The sequence below is a fragment of the Treponema sp. Marseille-Q4130 genome (assembly GCF_014334325.1).
GTDB lineage: Bacteria > Spirochaetota > Spirochaetia > Treponematales > Treponemataceae > Treponema_D.
In genome coordinates this window covers 58,679-73,841 of record NZ_JACSET010000003.1, presented here as the reverse complement: position 1 = coordinate 73,841, position 15,163 = coordinate 58,679, and the positions used below count along the sequence as shown (strand labels likewise).

Below are 15,163 nucleotides of genomic sequence, written 5' to 3'. Positions count from 1 at the left end.
CGAGATCAGCGAAACTCCGCTTCCTCGGGTATAAGTTCGTATGCGATGCGCGGAGTACCGTCGGCTACACGGATGATACCGCATTTTTTGAAACCCGCTTTTTCGATCGCATATCGCATCGTTTTGTTGTCGGCGTGCGTGTCGATTCTGAGGTGAGAATTGCGTGTTTTGCAAAACGCGATCGCTGCGGCAAAAACGCCTTTTACTTCGCCGTCGCTTGCGATACGGTGAATCGTCCCGTAGGGTGCATCGCTTTTCCACGCGCCTTCGATGCGCGCATACGTCGGATCGTCGCCTAGGATAAATGCAAACACTCCGTGTATGCCGCCGTCCGCTTCGACGACGTAATTTCGTTTTTCCCGTATGTCATCGTTTATTAACGCTTCCGGCGGAAAGTTTTCTCCCCACTGCGTCGGATTTCCGTTTCGCTTCATGTACTCGCGGGCGCGCGCATAGATACGCAGGATATCGTCGAAATCTTTTTGCAGAGCGTTTCGAATCGTCATATTGCCCCTATTTATTAATCTAGTGCGTAACGTTGTGCAGCCATTTGCCGTTGCGCACACGGAGCAGACCCGCACCGGATTTAAAAATTTGTTCGATCTGCAAACACGCATAGATAACGTAGGGTTCCGCGTGCAGCACAAAAGCGGCTATGTATGCGATCGGGATCGCGACGAACCACATCCATACGCCGTCGTTGATTGCCGCGTAAATCGTGTCGCCGCCTGAGCGGCACATACCGACGATGAAAAACATATTGAACGCATTTACCGGATAGACGCACATGAGGACGCGCAGCATAAGCCGCGCCTGCCGGATGATATGCGGGCCGACATTGAACAGAAGGGGAAGCGCGAGCGAAAGCGGAAAGAGCAGAGAGCCGATAAGGACGGCCATCGCGGGCATAAACCATGCGAATCGGTTTGCATACCGGCGCGCTTCCGCTTCGGCACCTTCGCCGATTTTTTTACCGATGATGATCCCTGCGCCGTTTCCGACGCCGATAAAAAATACCCACGTCAGCTGGGAAATCGTTCCGGTTATATTGAACGCCGCAAGCGCGTCGGTACTCGCGTGCGAAAAAATCGAATGCTCCATCGTGATCCCCAAGCCCCACAGCGTTTCGTTTATGATGACGGGAAGCGCGATTTTGACAAAACGCGCGAGGAAATCGCGATCGAACGAAAAGAGTTCGGTAAAACGACCGCACGCTTCGTATTTTTTCCGATACGACCAACCGACCGTGATCGCGAGTTCCACGAATCGGGAAATCACCGTCGCGATCGCGGCACCTTGTACCCCCATCGCCGGTACGGTTAGAGCGGTTCCGAAAACGGAAACGGAGGCGCCGAAAATCAAAAGATAATTGAAAACGGCGTTTACGAAAAACGATATTGCCGTGCTTACCGTCGGCAGCCGTACGTGTTCGGTCGCGCGGAAAGCCAACTGAAACGCAAAGCTCAGCGCAAGCATCGGATAACTCGGAGCGATGCAGCGCAGATACCGGCCGCCGAGAGCGATGACGCGCTCATCCGAAGAATACAGCGAAATCAATTCGTGAGGAAAAAAAAGTGCCGCTGCGGTAAAAGCAAGAGAAAGGACGAACGAAAGCGCAAGCGTAATGCCGAGAGTACGGTGGATCCCGGCGATATCTTTTTTACCCCAATACTGCGCGACAAAGATGGCGCCGCCGCTTGAAATGCCGAAGAGCATCATATTGAGGATAAAAAAAATCTGATTGCCGAGACCGACCGCTGCAATTTCCGTTGCGCCGAGCCTGCCGACCATCACCGTGTCGAGCATGTTGACGAAGGTTTGCAAAAAATTCTGCAAGACGATCGGAATGGCAATCGTAAAAAGCGTGCTGTAAAAACCCGGCAATGCAGTCATAATCAACCCCGCGCGTTCACCGCGCTCATCGTATAAAGTCTAGCATCCGATTCGAAGACAAATGAAACCCGACGTCTTTTTACAATATAATAAAATGTTTGTCAAAACAATATGTTCGGCGCGTAACTTGCCGCTCTTATATTTTTTTCGTATATAGGGCATCTCGAAAAACTCACCTTTAGCGATTTTTTCGAGATGCTGACGAGTTGTAACTCGCTGTGTTATCGCGAGTTACAACATCGCATTTTCAAAGTTACCTCTAAAAACTGCAGTTTTTAGAGGTTCCCTATAGGGCATTTTTTCGGCACCTTTTTGGAGTAGTCGATGCACATAGCGAAACACCGGTTAAAATATTTTTTTTCATCGCCGCTCTTTGTATTTTTTGCGGTATCTCTTTTTGCCGCTCCGCCCGAGCCGAAAGAGCTCGGCCTTCTCCGCAATGCTTACCCCGATATTTCTTTTACCGCGGTCTATGACGCTGAGCTCGCCGATTTTAAAATCGATATCGTGCAAAGCGGCAGATCGGGACGTAAAGCGGCGGTATTATATTGGGCGGACGGCAAAATGCTTCCTGCGGACAAACTTGCCGAGCGCGGATCTTATTGGCCGCTGCTTTATCCCTATGCAAAAGAAGTTCCCGATCCTGCGAAGTTTTCCGAAGAAGACATACGCCGCCTGCGCAATTTTTCTTCGGCGGAAAACCGTTCGCGTCAAGCCGGCACATCGCCCTATTTTTTCAATGCGGTTTACGACTGCGCGACACGGCAATCGACCGAAACGCACATAAAGCGCGTGTCGTTTCTCGGTAAATATACAAATGCGCACGAACGGATTTTTGCACCGCTTGCGCGCGTCGAAAACAAAATCCGCGAACGCGCGAAAACCGATGTTGCCGTGCAGCGCTTTATCGACGAATTGGCGCGCGTAGACAGCTACAACTGGAGGGAAATCGGCGACCGCGCTTCGCGTTCGTTTCACAGCTACGGCATCGCGCTCGATGTCCTGCCGCGCGGTTGGGGACAAAAAAATATCTACTGGGCATGGCGGCGCGATATCGATCCCGACGGGTGGATGACGCTGCCGCTCGAAAAACGCTGGATGCCGCCGGCCGGAGTGATCGAAGCGTTTGAATCGGAAGGATTTATCTGGGGCGGCAAGTGGCCGATTTGGGACAATATGCATTTCGAATATCATCCCGAACTGATCGCGTTCAATCGAAGCGGCTGAAAAATTAATAAATATGAAAAAAGCGATTTCAACGACGGCTTTCGTTTCGGGAATCGCCCTTTCCGGATACACAAAATTAATAATCGACTTGTATAAAAATTAATAAAGCGTATATAATTGCATATATGCAAAATGCAAAATTATTTACGGAGGACAATAAAAATGGCAGTATATGATTTCGATACGATCGTCGATCGGAAACATACGGCATCGTATAAATGGGATGTAAAAGACGGCGAACTTCCGATGTGGGTCGCCGATATGGATTTTAAAGCCGCGTCGGAAATAATCGATGCGATTTCGGAGCGCGTAAAGCACGGCGTGTTCGGTTATCCGGTCATCGAAGAGGATTGGTACGATGCCCTTATCGGCTGGTGGAAAGCACGGCATAACTTTGCGATTGAAAAAGAATGGCTTTCGTTTTGTACGGGTGTCGTACCCGCGCTTTCAAGCGCCGTGCGGAAATTTTCGACGCCTGCCGAATACGTCGTTGTTTTGACGCCGGTATACAATGTTTTTTTCAATTCGATCGTCAACAACGGAAGGCGCATTCTCGAAAGCCCGCTTGCGTATAAAGACGGCGCGTACGAAATCGATTTTGCGGATTTCGAAAAAAAGCTCGCCGATCCGCAGACGTCTCTTTTTATTTTGTGCAACCCGCACAATCCCGTCGGAAAAATCTGGGACGCTGAAACGCTTGAACGCATCGGAAAACTCTGTGCGAAGCACGGCGTTATCGTCATAAGCGACGAAATCCACTGTGATCTCACCGATCCCGGTGCCGCCTACGTTCCGTTCGCATCGGTTTCGGAAACCTGCGCGATGAACAGCGTTTCCTGCGTTGCAGCCTCGAAAGCGTTCAACATCGCAGGGCTGCACACTGCCGCCGTATTTTCAAAAAATCCCAAGCTTCATGCGAAGATCGATCGGCAGCTCAACACCGACGAAGTCGCGGATCCGAACGTATTCGCATGTATCGCTGCTGCTGCGGCATTTACGAAAGGCGGGGTGTGGCTCGACGAACTTCGCGCATACATCTTCGAAAATAAAAAATCGGTGCGTGAATTTGTTAAAAATGAAATACCCGAAATCTTTGTCGTTCCGTCGAACGCGACTTATCTTTTGTGGCTCGACTGCTCGAAAATCACCGAAGACTCGAACGACCTTGCGCGTTTTATCAGAAGCGAAACGGGGCTTTACCTTACTGCAGGCGCGATTTACGGCGGAAACGGTCGCTCTTTTCTCCGCATGAACGTCGCCTGTCCGAGATCGACGGTGAGCGACGGACTTGCGCGGTTGAAAGCGGGAGTGCGCGCGTACTGCGCTAAGCGGAAATAATACGAACGGTGCGCCCTCAGGGACTGTCGAAAAAATAACCGAGTTTTGAGACAGCCCTCTCTGGACAAAATTCTAACAATTCGCTATAGTTCCGTAGGTTACCGAACAATCGGTAACCTTTTTCATCCGTAACTGTTTGGGAATTGTATGAAGGAAGGCGTTTCAACGCGGGACAAAATAATCGACGCAGCATTTTCGTTTTACCGCAAGCCGGTATTTACGCATATTTCGCTGTCGCAGATCGCGCAAAAAGTCGGCATCAGTAAAGCGGCTATCTTTAAGCATTTTCCGCGCAAAGCTTCGATCAGACAAGCGATGAATGTGCGCATGTTCGACGGCATCGCGGAAGTCGTGCGGCGGATGCTCGAATGCTATCAAAACGGCAAGCGCATCGAAGCGATGTCCGAGGCAGTCGATTTTCTGGTCAATCACCGCGAATACGTCATGTATTTTCAATCGCAGCAATGTATAGTAGACGAAGGAGCCTTTGTACGGGAATTGCGGAAGCGCAGCATACGGGTATTCGATTCGCTTTTCGCAAAGGACGGTTCGATCAAAGATACGGATCTTTATGTGACGAGCATCTACGTCGGTACGACGATTTTTATTTTTACGCTGATCCGTTTCGACGCGCTCGATACGAATACTCCGAACATTGCGGACTCCGCCGACTTTGCGGATAAACTTGCAGCCCTGATTGAAAACGGTATCGGAAAAAATATTCCCGAAAGAAAGCGGCTCGCACAGCTCGATGCGCGTTTTAAATCCGCAATGCAAAAGAAAGCGCCGCTTACCGACGAGCTTCTTGCACTCGCTTCCGTCGTGTCCGAATACGGAGCGGCCGGCATTACGATCGAACGCTTGGCAAAAAAATTGCGCCTCGCTAAAAGCTCGCTCTATTCGCGCTATAAAAGTAAAAACGAAATGGTCGAATCGCTTATAAAAAACGAAGTGATTCGAATGCACGGTATGATCGCCGAAAATATGGACGGTTTGACGACGGATGAAGAATGTACGTACGCCGTCCTCCGAACGGAACTGCTGTATTTTATAAAGTATCCCGAGACAGTCGATATCTGTTCGAGTCTCATCGGCATCAACGATTTTGTCGATCGTGCCGAAGCGCCGGATTTCGTCGATACGATATACGATTCGGTTTATTGGAAGCGTTTTATCGCTTCGCTTCCCGATGTCGGTATACCCCCGACCTCTCAACGCGTTCTCGGCTGGTTTTTCGCGATCGTCGTTACGATGTTTATCCATTGCCGCAGACTCGGTTTTTCGGACAAGCGTATGTTTGCCGCATTGAAAAAATTATACGCGATGACGGAATCGGGGATCGGCAACACTGCCGTTCGTAAGAGGGGCGGAAGCTGACGATCGCGGTGATACCGTTCGGTGTTTCGTGCGCACTTAATAATTTGTATGAACTTAGGAGCTAAGATGAATATATGCAATAAAAAATACAAAGCAATATTATTAATTTTTTTAAGCGTCGTGCTGCGCTCGTTTGCTCAAAGCGGCGAGACGGTAACGTTGACGATCGATGAAGCGGTCGACTATGCGCGTGCCCACAGCCGCGCGCTCAAAAGTGCGGATATCGATTTGGAGATAGCCAAGCGAGCATCCGACAATGCGTGGAACGTATTTTTACCCGACGTGCAGGCGACGGGAACGCTCAGCCGTACGACGGATATCAGTTCATCGCTCGAGCAGCAAAATACTCTGTTGCGATTTTTCGGTCGACCGCCCGTTTCGGAAACGGAAAGTATGCACTGGGCGGCTGTCGGAAACTTGAGCGCGGGACTGAATTTGAGCCTTGCGTACATCGGTCAAATACGTGCGGCAAAGGCGGGCTACGAAGGCGGCAAAATAACGCGGGAGCAAACGGAGCGAAAAACGATTACCAATGTTAAAAAGCTGTTTTTCGGTCTTTTGCTGCAGAGGGACAACCTCGCGATTCAGCGGGAAACGCTCGAAAACGCACGGCGGCGGAGCGTGCAGGCGGCGGTGAATTATCGAAACGGAAGGATCCCAGAACTGCAGCTTTTGCAGGCGCAAGTGCAGTATGAAAATCAAATTCCCGAAACGGAGCAGGCGGAAACTTCTCTCGCGCAGCAGCTCGATATGTTCGTGTTTTTGCTCGGTATGCCTTCCGGCACGAAGATCGAACTTGCGGGTTCGATCGATCCCGCTCTTATCGATGTCGATGCCGACGATTTGATTGCGACGTACGGGAACTCATCGCTCGCTCTGCGCTCCCTCGACAACAATATCGAAATGCTCGAGCACAATCTTTCATCGCTCGACTTTGCAAGTTTTTCGCCGGCTCTGTCTTTGAATTGGAATTATCAGCCGATGCTGCGCGACGCCCTCGATTCGAATTGGTTCGATAAGGATAATTGGAACGATAACGGTGCGTTCAGTGCGACGCTCGCGTGGAACATTACGAATATGCTGCCGTTTTCCTCGAACCGCCAAAAAGCGAAAGACCTTCGCGCGAATCTCGAAAAGCTTAAAATCTCGCGTGAACAGCTTACTGAAAATCAAAAGCTCGAAGTGCGCACTGCGATCAATACGCTCGATCAGGCAAAACGCCAGATCGCTTCGATGCAGCGCAACGTCGAACTCGCGCAGCGCTCGTATGCGATGACGCTGCGTTCGTATCAAAACGGTACGACCGAACTGCTCGACCTCCGCGATGCGGAACGTCAGCTCAATCAAGCGCGGCTCGGTTTGGCGAATCAGCGCTATCAATATATTACGGCATTGCTCAATCTCGAAGAAACCTTGAATACGGATTTGACGGTAAAGAGCACTGCAGCAACGACAAAGGGAGGAACTCGATGAAATATTCGAATCGCTTTATACAAATCGCCCGCATCTTATCGCTCGTTTTAATAATCGCTCCGATAGCGGGCTGCAAAAAAAATACGGCTGCCGCCAGCGGTGAAGGAGACGATATCGTTTACGCCGTCAATACGTATAAAATCGAAAAGGGCAACCTCGATCAATATCTCGAATTCGGAGGAGACGTCGCATCGGTTTCGGCGGTCGACGTGCTGCCGGACATGAGCGGAAAAATTTCGCGCGTGCTTTCGAACATCGGCGATACGGTTGCAAAAGATCAAGTGATCGCATACGTCGACGCGAGCCGTCCCGGCATGTCGTACAGCGAAAGTCCCGTGCGCGCTCCGGTAAGCGGAAGGATCATCACATCGATGCCGTCGGTCGGTGCGACGGTTTCTCAGACGATGCCCGTCGTGCAGATCGGCAGCACGGACGATTTGGAAATCCGCGTCAATATTCCCGAACGCTTTGTGAGCCGCATTCAACGCGGACAGTCGGCGACCGCGCAGTTTGCAGCTTATCCCGGCATCGACTTTACGGCAAAGGTCGTCGAAGTGTCTCCCGTCCTCGACACGATGACGCGGACGATGGCGGTAAAGCTGCATCTTTCTCCGCCCGATGAACGTATTAAAGTCGGTATGTACGGAAGCGTCCGCCTTATCACCGACAGTATACAAAACGCCATCGTCGTCCCGTCGGGGGCTGTCATCACGCGGGCGGGTAAGCCGTACATATTTGCAATTGCGTCTCAGGCGCAAAACGATAAAACTGCCGTCGTAAAAATGCTGGCGGTAACGGAAGGTATCTCCGTCGACAACCGCACGGAAATTACGAGCGGGCTTTCGGCAGGCGATGAAATCGTCGTAAAAGGGCAGACGCTCTTGAACGACGGCGCAAAGGTAAATATAGTCGGTGCCGCAAACTGAAGTGAGATTAGGTCAATTTCGAATTTTCTAAAACTCGAAATTTTCCGAGCGTTTTGTGCATCGATATTCAATTTATTAATTATTAAGGAAGTCGTAAATGACATTATCGGAATACTCCGTCAATAAGCCCGTTACCGTATTGCTGACGTTTATCGCGCTCATCGGACTCGGTATTTACTGTACGACGCAGCTCCCTGTCGATATGTATCCCAATATGAAGCTGCCGTATATGCTCGTTTATACCGAATACAAAAATGCGGGCCCGGAAGAAGTCGAGCAGAGTTTGACGCGCATATTGGAGAACGGGCTTTCCGGTGCGACCGGTTTGAAAAAAATGCAATCGCAGTCGTCGTCCGGTTTAAGCCTGATCTTTATGGAATTCAATTTTAACACGAACCTCGATGCTGCCGTCGCCGAAATACGCGATAAAATCGATTTGGTGCGGAGTTATCTGCCGACGGGTGCATCTTCGCCTACGACGATCAGAGCCGATCCGTCGCTCATGCCGATCATGGCGCTCGCGCTGCAGGGGAACAGAACGCCCGAAGAACTCCGCCGATATGCGAAGGATATCGTGCAGCCGCGTCTCGAACAGATCGACGGCGTCGCGTCTGCCGAGATCGTCGGCGGTCGTGAAAAATCGATCAACGTCGACATACCGCGCAACCGGCTCGAAGCGTACGGTCTTTCGATCACTTCCGTCGCGCAGATGATTGGTTCGCAAAACGTACAGAGTTCCGGCGGTACGATCACAAGCGGCGATATCAATTACACGATAAAAACGAGCGGTAAGTACACGAGCGTCGAAGATTTGAAAAATACCGTCATTTCGTATAAAGCGTCGGCCGCTCCGGGCTCGGCGAGGCCTCGCGTTGCAACGATCCGCCTGCGCGACGTCGCCGACGTGTACGAAGGTTACAAAGACGAAAACACGCTTGCCTATTTGAACGGAACGCCCTGCGTTATACTGAACATCCAAAAACAGAGCGGAAAAAATTCCGTAAACGCGGCGCACGCCGTGCGCAAGGCGGTCAAGGCTATAAAAGTCGAATTGCCGTCCGACGTCGATATCATCGAATCGTCGAACGATACGGATATCATCGAGCAGACGATTGCGGAAGTCGTAAAGTCCGTCATCCAAGGCGCACTGCTCGCGGTCATCGTGCTGTTTATCTTTTTGCGTTCGATTAAGAGTACGGTCATCATCGGACTCGCGATCCCCGTGTCGGTTTTCATCACGCTCTTTCTCATGTACTTTACGAAGATTTCGATCAACATGATCTCTATGGCGGGTTTGCTGCTCGGGATCGGTATGCTCGTCGACAACTCGATCGTCGTCCTCGAAAATATCTACGCGTACCGGCAAAAAGACGCGAAGCCGCGCGTTGCCGCAGTGCTCGGTTCTCAGGAGATGATCCTTTCGATCAGCGCGAGTACGTTTACGTCGGTATGTATTTTTCTTCCGATGCTCATGTTCAAAGGTCAGCTCGGTATGATGGGACAGATATTCAACGATCTCGCAATGACGATAATCTTTTCGCTTTTGTGTTCGCTCGTCGTCGCGATCGTTCTCGTACCCGTGCTGAGCTCGAAGTATCTCCGCATCGATAAACTTGCGGACAGGGGAGAAGGTGTGCGGTTCGAAATCAACCGCCGGTTTACGCACTTTTTTTCGCGTCTCGACGATGCCTACGCACGCGGCGTGAAATTCGTATTGCACCGTCGTAAACTGTGTATTTTTTCACTCATAGGCTTGTTGGTGTTGTCCGTAGCGGCCGTCAAATTTATCGGTTTTATTTTTATGCCGGAACCCGCATCGAATACCGTTTCCGTCAAATTCGAATTGCCGAAAGGAACTCGGCTCGAAGTTACCGACGATACGCTTCGGGGCTTTGAAACGACGGCGACGCAGGAATTAAAAGGTGTCAAATATTCATCGACGACGGTCGGCGGAACGGATATATTTTCATCGACATCGGGAACGAATACCGGAACCGTGACGTTTACGCTGTATCCGGCAGAAGAGCGCGAAAAGGGCTGGGACAACGAAAAGTCGGCAAAGGCGAAGCTTCGGAAATATTTTAATAAAATACCCGGTGTCAAAGTGAGCTTCGCGCAAAATCAAAACGGTATGTCCACCGGCGGTATGAGCATCAACGTCAAATGCGACGATCTGAACAAACTCCGCGCTACCGGCGCTCAGCTTGAAGAGCTTTTAAGAGAGCAGGCGCAGGATGTCGTCACCGAAGTTTCAAGCGATTTGGAAGACGGACTGCCGCAGGTAGAATTGGTATTCGAACGCGAGCGTATGTACGAGTTGGGAGTAAACGTATATACGGTCGGAAGCGAAGTGGCGGCGCTCATCAACGGTACGACTGCAAGCCGTTATACCGACAACGGCGACGACATCGACGTCATCGTGCGGCTTTCGAAAAAAGATAAAACGAAGCTTGCCGATTTGGATTTGCTTTCGATCGTAAACGCGTCGGGAGAACGCATCCCGCTTTCGAATTTCGCGCACTATAAAGAGACGACTTCTCCCGTGACGATTTTACGCGAAAATCAGGCGCGCGTTATTCACATCACGGCTAAGCCCGTGGCGGGGCTTTCGCTTGATAAAGTGCAGGATAAAATACAAAAACTTATAAACGAGAATATCCCGAAAGACGAAAACGTGCGCATCGGATTTTCCGGCGACTATGAAGATATGATGGAAGCCGTTAGAAATTTCGGTTTGATTATCATAATGGCATCGATCCTCGTGTTTATCGTCATGGCGAGTCAATTCGAATCGTTTATGGATCCGTTTATCGTTTTGTTTACGATACCGCTGTCCTTTATCGGCGTCATTGCGATCTACGCGCTCAACGGTTCGCGTTTAAGCGTCGTCACCGTTATGGGCGTACTCGTTCTCGTCGGTACGATCGTCAACAACGGTATCGTCCTCGTCGACTACACGAATCTGCTGCGTAAGCGCGGCCTTGCACTCGAAGACGCGTGCATCGAAGCCGCGCGAAACCGCCTGCGCCCCATTTTGATGAGTACGCTTACGACCGTCATTTCGCTCATGCCGATGGCATTTTTCCCCGGCGAGGGCTCGGCAAGTATGCAGCCGATAAGTTTGACGGTGTTCGGCGGTATGACCTTCGGTTCTTTGATGACGCTCTTTGTAATGCCGACCGTGTATTATATCGTCAATTCGAGACGGCAGCGGAAGCTTGAGCGAAAACTGCTTCGCGCTCGCGAAGCGTAACGGAGTTAAAAGGAGTTTCTATGGACGAAATAAACGGAATACGGCGCGTTCGAATGGAGATCATATTTTCGCAGGCGCTCGAAGAAGATTTTCAGCAGGAATTTGCCGAACGCAAAGTCGGATTGCACTTTACGAAAATTCCTTCGGTGATGGGCGCCGGTTACGGTAATCCGCGGCTCGGAGACTCGGTGTGGCCGCAGCTCAATGCGATGTACATCATCTACTGCGACCGCGACGAAGAAGCTGAATTGAAATCGATTATTAAAAAGCTGCGTGAAAAATACCCGACCGAATGTGTCGGCTGTTTTATAAGCGAAGCGGAAGAGTTTTAGCGCCGCGCGAGATTTTATCGGCGTAACGCGGAGAGCCTTTGTTATGATACGGACTGCTCGAGCGCTAAAAATTCTCCAAAAAAATTGTAAAAAAAACTTGCGTTATTTGAAAAGTGGCCTTATACTACTGATAGATAATCCGTGAGATATTACTGATATCTTATAGATTGCCGCGAACCCATCAAAGTAATCATGGAAGGCACCGGAAAAGAATTGCTTTCCGATCCGCAGGTGATCAAAGCGTATTTGGGCGGATGACAGCGTCATAATCGATTGTCCGCAATATAAATTATTAAATCAATATCAATATGGAGGTGCGTATGAAAAAGATTATTAACAAACCGGAAGATTTTGTAAACGAAATGATGGAAGGCATCGAACTTGCGTACGGCGACAGAGTGCATTTTCTCGACGGCGACTGCCGCGTGCTCGTTTCGGGTTATCCCGTAAAAGACGGCAAAGTCGGCATCGTGACGGCAGGAGGCAGCGGGCACTTGCCGGTGTTTTTGGGCTATGTCGGAAGCGGTATGCTCGACGGCTGCGCGATCGGCAATGTGTTCGCTTCTCCGTCATCTCAGAAGATGGCGAATATGATTAAAGCGTGCGACCGCGGCAGCGGCGTTTTGTGCCTCTACGGAAACTACGGCGGCGATAAAATGAATTTCGACATGGCTTGTGAAATGGTCGATATGGACGATATAAAAACGAAAACCGTACTCGTGTGCGACGACGTCGCTTCCAGTGCAAAAGAAACGGCGGCAAAGCGCCGCGGTGTTGCGGGTATGGTATATGCGTTTAAAGTTGCCGGTGCGGCCGCCGATAAAATGATGTCGCTTGACGAAGTCGCTTCCGTTGCGGAAAAGGCGCTTGCAAATATCAGAACGATGGGTGTCGCGCTTTCTCCGTGCATCGTTCCGGAAGTCGGAAAGCCGACGTTCTCCATCAACGACGATGAAATCGAAGTAGGAATGGGCATCCACGGCGAACCCGGGATCGAAGTGCGTAAAATGATGACGGCCGATGAAGTCGCAAAGGTTATCCTCGACAAAATCCTTGCCGATATGCCGCTCGCTTCCGGCGATAAAGTTTCCGTTATGGTAAACGGACTCGGCGCGACGCCGCTTGAAGAGCAGCTCATCGTTTATCGTTCGATCGCAAAGATGCTTGCCGCAAAAAATGTGAGCATTTTTATGCCGCACATCGGAGAATTCGCGACGTCTATGGAGATGGCCGGTTTGTCGATTACCGTATTCAAACTCGATTCGCAGCTTGAAGAATTGCTCCGCGCTCCGGCGTCGACTCCGTTCTATACGAATGAAAATAAATAATTATTATTGAAAAAATATACAAAAGATGTAGAAACTGCCCGAAACTTTCAGCTTTTGGGCAGCCCGTTTAAAATTATTAATTTTCGGAGGCTGCCGATGAACGCACAGGATGTAAAAGGTGCATGTAAAATTATAAGCGATGTGATGACGAAAAACAAAGATTATCTCATTCAGCTCGACCAGCAAAACGGCGACGGTGATTTGGGTATTTCCATGAGCGAAGGTTATAAAGCGGTGAGCGATTTTCTCGATACCGCCGATGAAACTGACTTGGGAAAATTATTTATGAAGATGGGGATGACGTTTAACGAAAAGGCGCCGTCATCGCTCGGAACGATTACGTCGATCGGCATTATGGGTATGGCGAAAGCGATGCGCGGCAAAACGGATATCGATTTGGCGGAAACGAGTGCCGCATTCAAAGCGGGGATCGAAGCGATCAGTGAAAAATGCGGATCGAAAGCCGGAGAAAAAACGATCATGGACGCCTTTATTCCCGCAGTCGATGAACTTGAAAAGCACAGCGCCGACGGTGAAAAAAAAGCGTTCGAAGCTGCTGCCGCCGCCGCCGCAAAGGGTTCGGAAAATACGAAAAATATGAAAGCGGTACACGGACGTGCGGCCTATTATGCGGAAAAAAGTATCGGAGTGCTCGACGGCGGATCGGTCGTCGGCAAACTCTTGTTTGAAGCGATAAATACGTATTGTCAGGGAAAATAATTATCATGGACAAAAAGGTATACGATGCATACGTAGCGATTCTCAAAACCGAACTTGTTCCTGCGCTGGGCTGTACCGAGCCGATCGCCATCGCGTTTGCGGCGGCGAAAGCGCGCGACGTGCTCGGGAGTTTTCCCGAAACGATACGGGTCGAAGCGAGCGGCAACATCGTCAAAAACGTACAGGGCGTAACCGTTCCGAACTCCGGCGGTTTGAAAGGGATCGATGTCGCGGCGACGCTCGGCGCCGTCGGCGGAGATGCTGAAATCGGTTTGGAAGTGCTTTCCAAAATCACCGAAGAGCAGATTAAAAAAACAAAAGAGCTTGTCGATTCCGGTTTTTGTACGTGCAGTCTCGTCGACGGCAAAGACAATCTGTATATCCGCGTGACGGCAAAGAGAGGAGAAGATACGGCTGTTGTCGTCGTTTCGGAAAAGCATACGAATATCGCATACGTCGAAAAAAACGGAAAGGTACTGATCGATGTGAAATCGACCGGTGTAAAAAACGATGCGGGAAATGAAGCGAACAAATCGCTGCTTTCGGTACGGGATATCATCCGCTTTGCGGACGAAGTGAACATCGACGATGTGCGCGCCGTTATCGAACGGCAGATCGAATACAATACCGCCATATCGAAAGAAGGGCTTGCACGCGAATACGGAGCGAAGGTCGGACGCACGCTCGAAAAATTATACGATAAAAACGACGTACGCGTGCGCGCGCGGGCTGCCGCCGCGGCGGGAAGCGATGCGCGTATGAGCGGATGTCCGCTGCCCGTCGTCATAAACAGCGGCAGCGGCAATCAGGGGATGACGGTATCGCTGCCGGTAATCGAATATGCGAAAGAATGGAATGTCCCGCACGACAAATTGATCCGCGCCCTCGTTTTGGCAAATTTGATTGCGCTTTTGCAAAAGCGGTATATCGGCAGTTTGAGCGCGTTTTGCGGGGCGGTGTGCGCTGCGACCGGAGCGGGATGCGGTATCACGTATTTGCACGGAGGTGATGAAGATGCCGTTGCGCGTACAATTACGAATACGCTTGCCGATGTAGGCGGTATCGTGTGTGACGGAGCAAAACCGTCGTGTGCGGCAAAGATCGCATCGGCTGTAGACGCCGCCATATTGGGATTTGAACTCGGCTCGCACGAAGGCGTCGCATTTAAAAGCGGTGAAGGTCTCGTAAAAGAATCGGCGGAAGACACGATACGAAGTTTCGGACGCATGGGTCGCGAAGGCATGCGTTCCACCGACACCGAAATATTGCATATCATGTTGGAAAAATAAGGTTTCC

General features: G+C 50.5%; 13 protein-coding genes. 11 read left to right on the top strand and 2 right to left on the bottom strand.

Translation table 11 applies throughout. The features are described 5' to 3' along the window. Nucleotides 1-5: 5 nt before the first annotated feature. Complete coding sequence (locus H9I36_RS04090) at nucleotides 6-506, bottom strand: GNAT family N-acetyltransferase (protein ID WP_187384109.1); 501 nt, start codon at nucleotides 504-506, stop codon at nucleotides 6-8. A gap of 19 nt (nucleotides 507-525) precedes the next feature. After that, nucleotides 526-1,893, bottom strand: coding sequence for an MATE family efflux transporter (locus tag H9I36_RS04085; protein WP_187384108.1), 1,368 nt, complete (start codon nucleotides 1,891-1,893; stop codon nucleotides 526-528). Nucleotides 1,894-2,217: 324 nt separating this feature from the next. Between H9I36_RS04085 and H9I36_RS04080 the strand changes: the two genes are divergently transcribed. The 11 genes from H9I36_RS04080 (at nucleotide 2,218) to H9I36_RS04030 (ending at nucleotide 15,156) form a co-directional block, all read left to right on the top strand. Further along, the gene (locus tag H9I36_RS04080) at nucleotides 2,218-3,120 is read left to right on the top strand and encodes a M15 family metallopeptidase (protein WP_187384107.1); all 903 of its coding nucleotides are present in this window, start codon (nucleotides 2,218-2,220) and stop codon (nucleotides 3,118-3,120) included. A 162-nt stretch (nucleotides 3,121-3,282) separates the two neighbouring features. Then, nucleotides 3,283-4,458 carry a MalY/PatB family protein gene (locus H9I36_RS04075; RefSeq protein ID WP_187384106.1) on the top strand — a complete coding sequence of 392 codons (1,176 nt, stop codon included), beginning with the start codon at nucleotides 3,283-3,285 and terminating at the stop codon, nucleotides 4,456-4,458. Nucleotides 4,459-4,605: 147 nt separating this feature from the next. Next, nucleotides 4,606-5,835 (top strand): TetR/AcrR family transcriptional regulator, encoded by a 1,230-nt coding sequence (locus tag H9I36_RS04070; protein ID WP_187384105.1) that lies wholly within the window; start codon nucleotides 4,606-4,608, stop codon nucleotides 5,833-5,835. Between the two features lie 66 nt (nucleotides 5,836-5,901). Beyond that, nucleotides 5,902-7,308: a TolC family protein gene (locus H9I36_RS04065; protein ID WP_187384104.1), complete on the top strand. Its 1,407-nt coding sequence runs from the start codon at nucleotides 5,902-5,904 to the stop codon at nucleotides 7,306-7,308. Next, nucleotides 7,305-8,234: an efflux RND transporter periplasmic adaptor subunit gene (locus H9I36_RS04060; RefSeq protein WP_187384103.1), complete on the top strand. Its 930-nt coding sequence runs from the start codon at nucleotides 7,305-7,307 to the stop codon at nucleotides 8,232-8,234. The genes H9I36_RS04065 and H9I36_RS04060 overlap by 4 nt, the downstream gene beginning before the upstream one ends. Before the next feature lie 97 nt (nucleotides 8,235-8,331). Further along, entirely contained in the window at nucleotides 8,332-11,487 is a 3,156-nt protein-coding gene (locus H9I36_RS04055; RefSeq protein WP_187384102.1) for an efflux RND transporter permease subunit, read from the top strand. Nucleotides 11,488-11,507: 20 nt separating this feature from the next. Next, nucleotides 11,508-11,819 (top strand): PG0541 family transporter-associated protein, encoded by a 312-nt coding sequence (locus tag H9I36_RS04050; RefSeq protein WP_187384101.1) that lies wholly within the window; start codon nucleotides 11,508-11,510, stop codon nucleotides 11,817-11,819. A gap of 192 nt (nucleotides 11,820-12,011) precedes the next feature. Next, nucleotides 12,012-12,077, top strand: a complete 66-nt coding sequence (locus tag H9I36_RS13030; protein ID WP_187384315.1) for an ABC transporter ATP-binding protein C-terminal domain-containing protein — start codon at nucleotides 12,012-12,014, stop codon at nucleotides 12,075-12,077. A gap of 62 nt (nucleotides 12,078-12,139) precedes the next feature. Continuing rightward, a complete protein-coding gene (locus H9I36_RS04040) occupies nucleotides 12,140-13,147 on the top strand; it encodes a dihydroxyacetone kinase subunit DhaK (RefSeq protein WP_187384100.1) in 1,008 nt (335 codons plus the stop codon). Between the two features lie 96 nt (nucleotides 13,148-13,243). Further along, nucleotides 13,244-13,867, top strand: a complete 624-nt coding sequence (locus H9I36_RS04035) for a dihydroxyacetone kinase subunit L (protein ID WP_187384099.1) — start codon at nucleotides 13,244-13,246, stop codon at nucleotides 13,865-13,867. Nucleotides 13,868-13,872: 5 nt separating this feature from the next. Further along, nucleotides 13,873-15,156 (top strand): L-cysteine desulfidase family protein, encoded by a 1,284-nt coding sequence (locus H9I36_RS04030; protein WP_187384098.1) that lies wholly within the window; start codon nucleotides 13,873-13,875, stop codon nucleotides 15,154-15,156. Nucleotides 15,157-15,163: the final 7 nt, after the last annotated feature.